This is a genomic window from Polaromonas sp. P1_G4 (assembly GCF_056405475.1).
Genome location: NZ_JBFUCA010000133.1, coordinates 1 through 9,098, shown reverse-complemented (window position 1 = coordinate 9,098; position 9,098 = coordinate 1). Strand labels below are relative to the sequence as shown.

Below are 9,098 nucleotides of genomic sequence, written 5' to 3'. Positions count from 1 at the left end.
TCCTCAAACCGCTGGATGGCATGGGCGGCATGGGCATCTTCCGCGTGAAGGAAGACGGCCTGAATCTGGGCAGCATCACCGAAACACTGAACAGGAACGGCGCCGAAAGCGTGATGGTGCAGAAATTTTTGCCCGAGATCGTCAAGGGCGACAAGCGCGTGCTGGTCATCGGGGGAAAACCGGTTCCTTTCAGCCTGGCGCGCATTCCCCAAGGCAGCGAAGTGCGCGGCAATCTGGCGGCCGGCGGCGTGGGTGTGGCGCAGCCGCTCTCAAAGCGGGATTTTGAAATTGCCGAAGCGCTGGGCCCGGTGCTGGCCGCGCGCGGCCTGCTGCTGGCCGGCGTCGACGTGATCGGCGACTATGTGACCGAGATCAATGTGACCAGCCCGACCTGCTTCCAGGAAATCCACGACCAGGCCGGTTTTGACGTGGCGGCCATGTTCATTGACGCACTGGAGTCGGCCCTCACGACAGCCGGCGCCTGACGGCCTGATCGCACAAGCGGGCAGCAGCTGTCAGGCGGCGATGAGTGCGCCGCCTTCAAACACCTTGAGTTCCCCGGGCGCAAATGAGGTCCAGTTTTCATTGGTAGTGAGCGGCGCCGTGACCACCACGGCGACGCGGTCGGTCGGCCTGGTGTGCTCGGCAAAATTCACGCTCACATCCTCGTCGCTCAGCGTGGCATGCGCAAAGGGGTGCTTGCGCTCTACGTAATAGAGGTTGGTGGACGCGTGCGCCCACAAGGCCTGGCCGTTGCTGAGCAAAAAGTTGAAGGTGCCGTGGGTGGCGATGTGCGCCGCAAGCTCACGCAGCGTGATGCTCAGCTCCTGCACGCTGGGAACGCCCGCGTGAGACTTGGCCATCTCCTGCATGATCCAGCAAAAAGCGCGCTCACTGTCAGTGGTGCCGACGGGCCGGAAGCTGCCGTGCAGGCGGGGCGAAAAATCTTTCAGGTCGCCGTTGTGGGCAAACACCCAGTAGCGGCCCCACAGCTCGCGCACAAAGGGGTGGCAGTTCTCCAGCGCGACACGTCCCTGCGTGGCCTTGCGGATGTGTGAGATGACGTTGCGGCTTTTGATCGGGTAGCGGCTGATCAGCTCGGCCACCGGTGAACTGCAGGCCGGCTGGTGGTCGACAAAATGGCGCAGGCCGCGGTCGCTGCCGCCGGCCACGCTGTCGTCGCCCTCAAAAAAAGCGATGCCCCAGCCGTCGGCATGGTGGTCGGTGTGGCCGCCCCGCTGCGCGAAGCCCCTGAAACTGAAGGTCACATCCGTTGGCGCATTGCAGTTCATGCCGAGAAGTTGGCACATGTCAGTCCGCTTCCTGCTTGTTATTCGGTAAGTTGTCAGGCTGGGCGGGAGCCGGCACGCGAAGCTGCCATGCGGCCACCACGGCCAGTATGCAAAGGGCGGCCAGCATCAGGAAGGCTTCATTGAAAGCAGCCAGCCGCGCCGGGCTGCTGGTGGCGTTGGCCAGCGAATCGCCATGGGCCGCAAGCCGCCACTCCAGCACGATGCCGCACAGGCTCACACCGATCGCGCCGCCCAGCATGCGCAGGAAGTTGATGGCACTTGCGCCCTGCGATAACAGATGCTCATGCAGGGGCCGGAGCGACCCGAGGTTGAGCGAAGGCAGGATAAAACCCAGCCCGATACGCCCCAGCGTGGCCCACATCACCAGCATCCAGAGCCCCGAAGCCAGGTTCACCGTGAGCATCAATGCAAACGAGGCTGCCAGCAAAGCCAGCCCCGTGCTGACCAGCAGCCAGGTCGGGTGTTTGTCCGCCAGCCGGCCCACGCCCGCAATCGTGGCCGCCAACACCAGGCCCGCAGGCAACAGGATGGTGCCGACGTGCGAAGCCGAGAGATTCAAGCCCAGCTGCAGGTACACCGGCAGCAGGTAGGTGGAGCCAAACAGCGCGGTGCCGTAGATGAAAGCCACGATGCTGCCCATGGCAAAAGGCCGGTAGCCAAAGAGCGCCAGGTTCATCAGCGGTGCACCACCCGAAGCCGCCAGGCGGCGTTGCCACCAGATGAATGCGGCCAGCGCCGCCAGCGCGGCGCCCAGCAATACAAAGGCATGCGCGCGCCCGGCGCCGTGCAGCTCGACCATGCCGTTGAGCAGGCACAGCGTGCCCACCGCGCCCAGCAGCAGGCCGCGCCAGTCGATCATCGCGCCGTTGCGGTTGGGCTCCACGCCACCCGGGGCGGTGTCGGGCACGTAGCGGTAAGCCATCCACAGGGATACCAGGCACAGCGGCACCACCATGAAAAAAATCGAGCGCCAGCCAAACAGGTCGACCAGCACACCGCCCACGCTGGGGCCCAGCGCCGGCGCCAGCACCACGCCCATGCCGAAGAGGCCGCTGGCGCGCCCCTGCTCGTGTGGCCCGAAAGCCCGCATGATGATGATCGCGGGAATCGGTTGCACCACACCGGCCGCCAGGCCCTCGGCCACGCGCGAACCCAGCACCAGCCCAAAGCTGTTGGCCAGACCGCCCACAATGCCGCCGGCCATGAGCAGCATCATGGTGCCCACATAGGTGCGGCGATAGCCGTAGCGCGAAAGCAGCCAGGGCGTGGTCAGCATGGAGACCGTCATGGCCACCATAAAGCCCGAACTCACCCACTGCGCGCGCTCCTGCCCCAGCGTGAAGTAATGGCTCATGTCGGGAATCGCCACGTTCACGATGGTCGACGACATGATGGAAGCCATCGTGCCGATCATGACGGACAGCAGCAGCAACCACCGGTAACGCGGACCGTGGCGCGCCTGCAGGCCGGCAAGGGATGCGGGCATGGCCCGGGTGTCCGTCGTCAGTCTCTCGGCTCGGACCAGAGCTTACCGCCGGTCGCCCAGTTTTCGCGCTTGATGTCGGTGATCAGGATGTCCACCGAGTCGGGCTGGCCGCCGAGAATTTCGACGCTGACACGGGTAATGGCCTCGACGAGCTTTTTCTTCTGCTCGATGGTCCGGCCTTCCATCATTTCGACGTGGTAAGTGGGCATGGTGTCCTCTGGGGTGTTGTGGTTGATGCGGGGTTGAACACAGGGTTTTACGGGTGTCCGGTCAACTGGCCCGCAAACATGTCTGATACCCGATGATAGAAGCAAGAGGCCGGCCTTGTTTTGTCGGCCTCCACTGACAGCATGACAGGTGCTGGCGCCGGGCCCGAGAGGCTTCGCCGGGGCTATCCTGTACCCTTGGGTTCTCCTGCCGGGTGGGTGTCGTCCGGCCAGGTGCTTTTCGCTTCGGCCTTGCGGGCCCACCATTCATTCGGGCAAGCCACTTGTTTTTCACCACGCCATCCAGATCCACCGATCAACCCCTGCCTTTGCTGGCCGGCCGCAACTACCGTTGCCACTGCGGGCAGCCCGTTTTTTTTCGCAACAGCAAGTGCCTGGCCTGCGGCACGCCGCTGGGTTATGACTGTGAGCGCGGCCTGCTGCTGCCGTTGATGCCCGGGCCGCAAGAGGGCACCTGGCAGGAATGGCAGGCCGCCAGCGCACTGGCCGGCGCGCCGCCCGACGACGTGCAGCCGCCTTCGCTCGAGGAAATCCCCGGCCAGGAATCTGCGCCCGGCGCTGCGCCTGCCGCACCCGTTGAGGAAGCCGAGGCGACGCAGGCACCGCCCGCCCAGCCTGCCGAAAATGGCGAACCTCTTTACAGGCGATGCCTCAATCTCTCAACCCCAGCCTCCTGCAACTGGCTGGTGCCGGTGGAAGACCCCGCAGACATGTGCCGGGCCTGCCGCCTCAACCGCACCATTCCGGACCTGACGGACCCAGCCCTGCCCGACAACGGTTACCTGTGGGGGCTGGTCGAGCTGGCCAAGCGCCGGCTGGTGTCCGCACTGATCCTGCTCGGGCTGCCGGTGGCGTCCCGCATGAGTGAGGACACCGAGCGCGGCCTGATGTTCGACTTCCTGCGTTCGCCGGTGAACGGCCCGCACATCATGACGGGCCACAACACCGGCCTCATCACGCTCAACGTGGACGAGGCCGACGACGCCAAGCGCGAGGCGGTGCGCAAGGCCATGCGCGAACCCTATCGCACGCTGCTTGGGCATTTCCGCCATGAAGTGGGTCACTACTACTGGGACCGCCTGCTCGCCGGCACTGCCTGGATGGACGGCTTTCACGCACTCTTCGGCGACGAAACCCTGGACTACAAGGCCAGCCTGCAGCGCAACTACGACGAAGGCCCGCCCGCGGACTGGCCGCTGCATTACGTGAGCGCGTACGCCAGTACTCACCCCTGGGAGGACTGGGCCGAGTGCTGGGCGCATTACCTGCACATGCGCGATGCGATCGACACCGCTTTAAGTTTCGGCCTGAGCGTCGATCACTTCGACCTGGAGTTCACGCCGTTCACGATAGATGCGCTGTATCAACCGGATCACCCGGATGCCGAACAGTTCCTCACCTTCCTGAACCACTGGACGCGGCTGACCACCATGCTCAACGAGATGTCGCGCAGCATGGGCCAGCCCGATTTCTATCCCTTCATCCTGCCGACGGAAGCGGTCGCCAAGCTGCACTTCATTCACCTGGTGGTGTCGTCGGGCAGCTGGCTGCAGGAGCAGGCCCCGGATGAGGCACAGACGCAGATCCAGAGCCCAACAGAGGAAGAGGAAGAAAATGGAGAAATGAAGGAATCGCAGCAGCAGCAAGGCTAGCGCGTGATTTTCAGGTAGAAAGAAGTTGCAGACCAATAAGGATGGGCGCAAGCAGCTATTTTTTTGATAGCACCTGAATGGATCGCGATGCGTTAAAGTCGGCACAACGCACACCCTTCACGACCGCCCATTCATGCCCACCCGACCCAGAGGCCATCACTACAGCGTCTATGTGATCGAGCTTGGGCCCGAGGTGTGGAACGTGGCACGCTTTCGCCGCGCCAATCCGGACTACCAGCTGGGCAAGCCTTTTGTGTATGTGGGTATGACCGGGCTGGACCCGGATGTGCGTTTTGACAAACACAAGGCCGGCATTCAGTCCAACCGTTTCGCCCGTGATTTCGGCGTGCGGCTTTTACCCAAGCTGTACGAGATGTACAACCCCATGCCCTACGACGCCGCGCGCGACATGGAAGTCGAACTGGGTATTGCCCTGCGCGAAGCAGGTTACGGTGTATGGCAAGCCTGAGCGGGGCCGCACCGGAGCCGGCTATTCAAGTGCGCTCACGGCCACGCCGTGCTGCTTCGAAAACGCCTGGAGTGTTGCGGCGACCTGGGGGTCCAGGAGGGTGGTCGTCAATTCAATGATCTTGTTGCCGTCACCCTTGTGGCTATCGCTCACCGTCACGGTGGCCGAAGGATCATCGGCGGCAAACAGCTTCTGCAGCGAAGGGCCCAGCGACCCCATCAGGCCGTCGCGCTCATCCTGAGCAGCACCTGACTGCGCAGCATACTGAACCTCAAAAGAAAAATTTGTCCTGGGATTCATGTCGGGTGTCTTTCTGGGTGCCGGAAAAGCTACCGGCGTAATGTGGCCGCGAGGGTGATTTCGGGAACGCTGGCCAAGGCCCTGGAGAGCGGGCAGGCCTTTTTGGCGCCTTCGGCGAGTTCCTGGAATTTCGCTTCATCGATATCCGGAATCRCGGCCTCCAGGGTCAGCGCAATGCGGTCGATGAGGAAGCCATCGCCCTGGGGCACCAGGCGGACCTTGGCGCGGGTGTCCACCGAGCTGGTGCCGAACCCGGCCTTGTCGCAGGCAAAGGAAAACGCCATGGTGAAACAGGCTGCATGCGCGGCGCCCAGCAACTCTTCAGGATTGGTGCCGCTGCGGTCGTCMTCAAAGCGGCTGCCAAAGCCGTAGGGATACGCCTTGAGTGCAGCGGTGTCGGTGCTGATCTGGCCCTGGCCCTTTTTGCCTCGGCCTTCCCAGTGAACGGATGCGGTTTTTTCGGTCATGGGGTTCTCCAGGTTTGTGCGCGTGCAGGGTATATCCGTGCAGGGCAGTGAAATGAAATGAAATGAAATGAAATGTTGAGCGTTCCAGCGTGCCCGCCTTTTTTGTGGCTGGCCGTCGGACAGCGCCGCACGTCGGGGTAAGGCCTTCCCGCCGTGGCCGGAGCTGGTGTGAGCCGGGATGCACCGGTCAGGCGTCGTCTGCGCCCGGGTCTTTCATGTGCCATGTGATCCGCCCAAACTCGGCCCTGAGCTGGGCCCGGCCCTCGTCGTCTGCCAGTGCGGAAAGAGCTTGTGCCACCGAGAGCTTGCGTGCAGAAACGGGCTTCCCGCGGTAGGCAAACACGATGCTGTTGGTTTTTTCCTGGGCAAGAATTTCCACGGAATTGCCGTCGAAACTGCGCGCAATGCGGCCCGCCAGCAGCGGATAGTCCGGGTCATCGTAGTGCAGGTTCACCACCAGTACGCCGCCCGGCGACAGCGCGGCAAAACAGTCGTCATAAAAGCGCTGCGAACAAAGGGCCGGCGGTTGCCCCTGGTGGTCAAACCCGTCGATCAGCAGCACGTCGAACCGGGGGGTACCGGCCTGCAGAAAATCGGCCCCGTCAGCGGCGATGACGCGGAACCGCGCATCATCGTCGGGCACGCGGAATTCGCGCCGCAGCGCCACCACCTGAGGGTTGATCTCCAGCACAGTCATCTGGCTGGACGGCAGCTGCCGATGGCAGAACTTGGCCAGGGAGCCGCCCCCGAGGCCGATCATTCCGATGTGCAGGGGCGCGGGCCGAAAGAGCAGGAAACCCATCATCGTCAGCGTGTAGTCCACTTCCAGGCGCCAGGGGCTGTGCATCAGCATGCGGCTTTGCAGTTCACCCATCGTGAAGTGAAGCGACCGGGTGTTTCCGTCGTCATGCACAAACGGCTGGGCATGCGCTGGGGGCGGCAGTTCAGCCGGGCCCGCGGGTACAGGATCGGCAGGAAGTTGCGTGAGGTCGGGCCAGGAGGTCATGGGATTTAAGCTGTGCGGGATGGTTCCACCATCAAGCCGGCGGCGGCAGGTTTGCCACCCCGCTCGGGACCCGCCTCAGACCGGCTGGGATTCGGGCTGCGTCGTGGTGGCGACTTCCGAAGCGACCGCATCCAGGGCCTGCGCCACCACACCCTGGCTGTCGACCGGCCTGAGCAGGCGTTCGCGGATCAGCCGTTCGCAGCTGCGCTTGGTCATCGAGTGGGGCTGGCCGCCGTGGCTCACGAACATGAACAGCGTGCCCTTCGTGCTGGCCCAGATCAGCTGGGCTCGCAGCCAGCGGCGCCTGGAGTACATATCCACCCAGTGGCCGGAGCGCAGGCTGAGCAACAGGCGCTCGGCTTCGCTTTGGGCCATGGCCGGTACTGCATTTGCGGAGGCTGCCGCCGCGGCAAGGTATTCCGGATGGCTGGAGTCGGGCTCATTTGCCGCATGCATGGGTTCTATCGGTGGCGGTTCGTCTTCCTCGATCGGAGCAAGTTCTCCAGGCACGGTCGGCAGGGTGTCTTCAAACCCTGCGGCGTCCAGATCGTCGCGCGCAAGCCAGGGGTGCGCGGCGGCCTTGGCAAGGCGCTGTTCAGGCGTGGCCGAATCTTCTTCGGGCTCCAGCGGTACGGCGCCCGATTCTTCGGCGTCACGCCGGCTTTTCAGGCGGCGCAGTTTGAGCACGGGCCGGTGCAGCATCATCAGGCCTTCGAAGAAAGGCTCACTTTCGCGCGGGTCCTGCCCCAGCAGCTCCAACCCCTCATGCAGCTTGCCCAAAAGGCTGGGAATCATCTCAATCAGTTTGGCCGGGCGTTTCAGGGTGACTTCCCGCTTGACGCTCCAGAGCAGGTCAGGCACCACCGAACCGAAGCCCATCGGATCAACCTGGTTGCGTGTATCGGAGAGTCTGGCGTGCGCCATAGCCAGCGCCCAGGGGCCGAACAGGAAGTCCAGCACCAGGCCCGGCACCTTGTCCAGGTCCGAGCGCGTGCTCAGCTCAAAGGCGATCTGGTCCGCCTGCGTCTGGCGCTCTTCGGCGAAACGCAGGGCCTGCAGCACGTTGTTGCGGTTTTCCGCTTCGAACTGGTCCTGCTCGTCCCACCCGTATTCGAGTTCGGCCAGTGCCATCGCGAAAGGCTGGGCATCTTCGATCGTCAGGCTGTTCAGCCCGTTGAAAGCGCGCGTGACCGGCTCAAAAAACGCCAGGAACTCAGGGCTGAATTCGTCGTTGTATTTGAAGCTGCGCTGCGCCACGCGCTCCATGACGCGGCGCCCGGCGTGGCCTTCGTCGCTGAAAAAGCGCGGGTCCACCATGGCCAGACGCAGCAGCGCAGGCTCCAGCGCCACGATGGCTTCCCGCACCGGCACCAGCAGGCGCGGGTCTTGCGCGACCTGTTTGACCAGCTTGCGCACCACTTCCAGGCCCAGCACCTGACCGACCTGCTTGGCCTCTTTCTTCAGCTGGGTCCGGACGATGGCGCGCTCGCGGGGCCGGGCGTACGAGCCCCAAACCTGCGGGCTGAGCTGGCTGCGCTCATCGACCATCCGCTGCGGACGGTCTACCGCCGGCAGGTTTTGGTATTCATGTGAGGGCGCGGCTTGYGACTCAGCCAACGGCGCGCCGGAAGAGTCGGGCGCTTCCTGCAGGGCGACCAGCTCTTCCTCGACCGTTTCGTAATAGGACGGCGCCAGCCCGTGATGGGCGTTGCTGCCGCCATGGAACAGGAAATCCTGGAACAACTCATCCCGGATCTCATAGTTGGAGAGGTCGGCATATTGCGGGGGCGGCTGGTGGCGGCCGGATTCGACGGAGCCCCCACCGTTTCCGCCCTCACCGCCTCCGGTACCGGCGCCCGACCCGGAACCTGCGCCGCCGGTACCCCTGGCCCTGCTGGGGGCTGCACTCGCAGGGGTCTGCAATACGCGGTAGCTGGCGCCCTGTACGTTGGCAAGTTCCAGCTGGTTAACCAGGCGTTCGTAGCGGGCTGGTCCTTGCCGAGCATTTCGCCGGAAGCAATGCGGAACAACAATGCGTAACCGATTTGGCCTGCTGCACCGGTGACTGCAACGCGGACGGGTTTTTTGCTCATGATAGGAGGACTCCAGGAAGTTGAAATTCGGTTGAATGAGGGATGTAGCGTGAGATGTCTGGCGCGACCCTGGAATATCTGGAAG

10 protein-coding genes and 1 pseudogene are annotated in these 9,098 nt (G+C 63.8%); 3 read left to right on the top strand and 8 right to left on the bottom strand.

The window, feature by feature from the left end; translation table 11 throughout:
- A partial coding sequence (locus AC1D1X_RS08950) for an ATP-grasp domain-containing protein (protein ID WP_477698157.1) occupies window positions 1-485 on the top strand: 485 nt, incomplete at its 5' end.
- A 30-nt stretch (window positions 486-515) separates the two neighbouring features.
- Here the strand turns inward: AC1D1X_RS08950 and AC1D1X_RS08945 are convergent.
- From AC1D1X_RS08945 to AC1D1X_RS08935, 3 genes are read right to left on the bottom strand one after another with little or no spacing between them, the layout of a single operon-like run.
- Window positions 516-1,310, bottom strand: coding sequence for a class II glutamine amidotransferase (locus tag AC1D1X_RS08945; RefSeq protein WP_477670705.1), 795 nt, complete (start codon window positions 1,308-1,310; stop codon window positions 516-518).
- A 1-nt stretch (window position 1,311) separates the two neighbouring features.
- Window positions 1,312-2,799, bottom strand: a complete 1,488-nt coding sequence (locus AC1D1X_RS08940; protein WP_477670704.1) for an MFS transporter — start codon at window positions 2,797-2,799, stop codon at window positions 1,312-1,314.
- A 17-nt stretch (window positions 2,800-2,816) separates the two neighbouring features.
- Entirely contained in the window at window positions 2,817-3,008 is a 192-nt protein-coding gene (locus AC1D1X_RS08935; RefSeq protein ID WP_411881369.1) for a 4-oxalocrotonate tautomerase, read from the bottom strand.
- A 281-nt stretch (window positions 3,009-3,289) separates the two neighbouring features.
- Between AC1D1X_RS08935 and AC1D1X_RS08930 the strand changes: the two genes are divergently transcribed.
- Together AC1D1X_RS08930 and AC1D1X_RS08925 are read left to right on the top strand one after the other, a co-directional pair.
- Complete coding sequence (locus AC1D1X_RS08930) at window positions 3,290-4,678, top strand: zinc-binding metallopeptidase family protein (protein WP_477670703.1); 1,389 nt, start codon at window positions 3,290-3,292, stop codon at window positions 4,676-4,678.
- Window positions 4,679-4,811: 133 nt separating this feature from the next.
- Window positions 4,812-5,147, top strand: a complete 336-nt coding sequence (locus AC1D1X_RS08925) for a hypothetical protein (protein ID WP_457282321.1) — start codon at window positions 4,812-4,814, stop codon at window positions 5,145-5,147.
- Between the two features lie 21 nt (window positions 5,148-5,168).
- On the opposite strand, the gene AC1D1X_RS08920 is transcribed toward AC1D1X_RS08925, so the two are convergent.
- From AC1D1X_RS08920 to AC1D1X_RS08900, 5 genes and pseudogenes are all read right to left on the bottom strand, one after another.
- Entirely contained in the window at window positions 5,169-5,447 is a 279-nt protein-coding gene (locus tag AC1D1X_RS08920; protein WP_477670702.1) for a hypothetical protein, read from the bottom strand.
- Between the two features lie 29 nt (window positions 5,448-5,476).
- On the bottom strand, window positions 5,477-5,914 hold the full coding sequence (locus tag AC1D1X_RS08915) for an OsmC family protein (protein ID WP_477698156.1): 438 nt from the start codon (window positions 5,912-5,914) through the stop codon (window positions 5,477-5,479).
- Window positions 5,915-6,101: 187 nt separating this feature from the next.
- Window positions 6,102-6,920 carry a fused MFS/spermidine synthase gene (locus AC1D1X_RS08910; protein ID WP_477670700.1) on the bottom strand — a complete coding sequence of 273 codons (819 nt, stop codon included), beginning with the start codon at window positions 6,918-6,920 and terminating at the stop codon, window positions 6,102-6,104.
- Window positions 6,921-6,995: 75 nt separating this feature from the next.
- Window positions 6,996-8,843 carry a DUF1631 family protein gene (locus AC1D1X_RS08905; protein WP_477698155.1) on the bottom strand — a complete coding sequence of 616 codons (1,848 nt, stop codon included), beginning with the start codon at window positions 8,841-8,843 and terminating at the stop codon, window positions 6,996-6,998.
- 62 nt (window positions 8,844-8,905) lie between these two features.
- Window positions 8,906-9,013: pseudogene (locus AC1D1X_RS08900) on the bottom strand (malate dehydrogenase); the annotation flags it as partial.
- Between the last annotated feature and the right edge of the window lie 85 nt (window positions 9,014-9,098).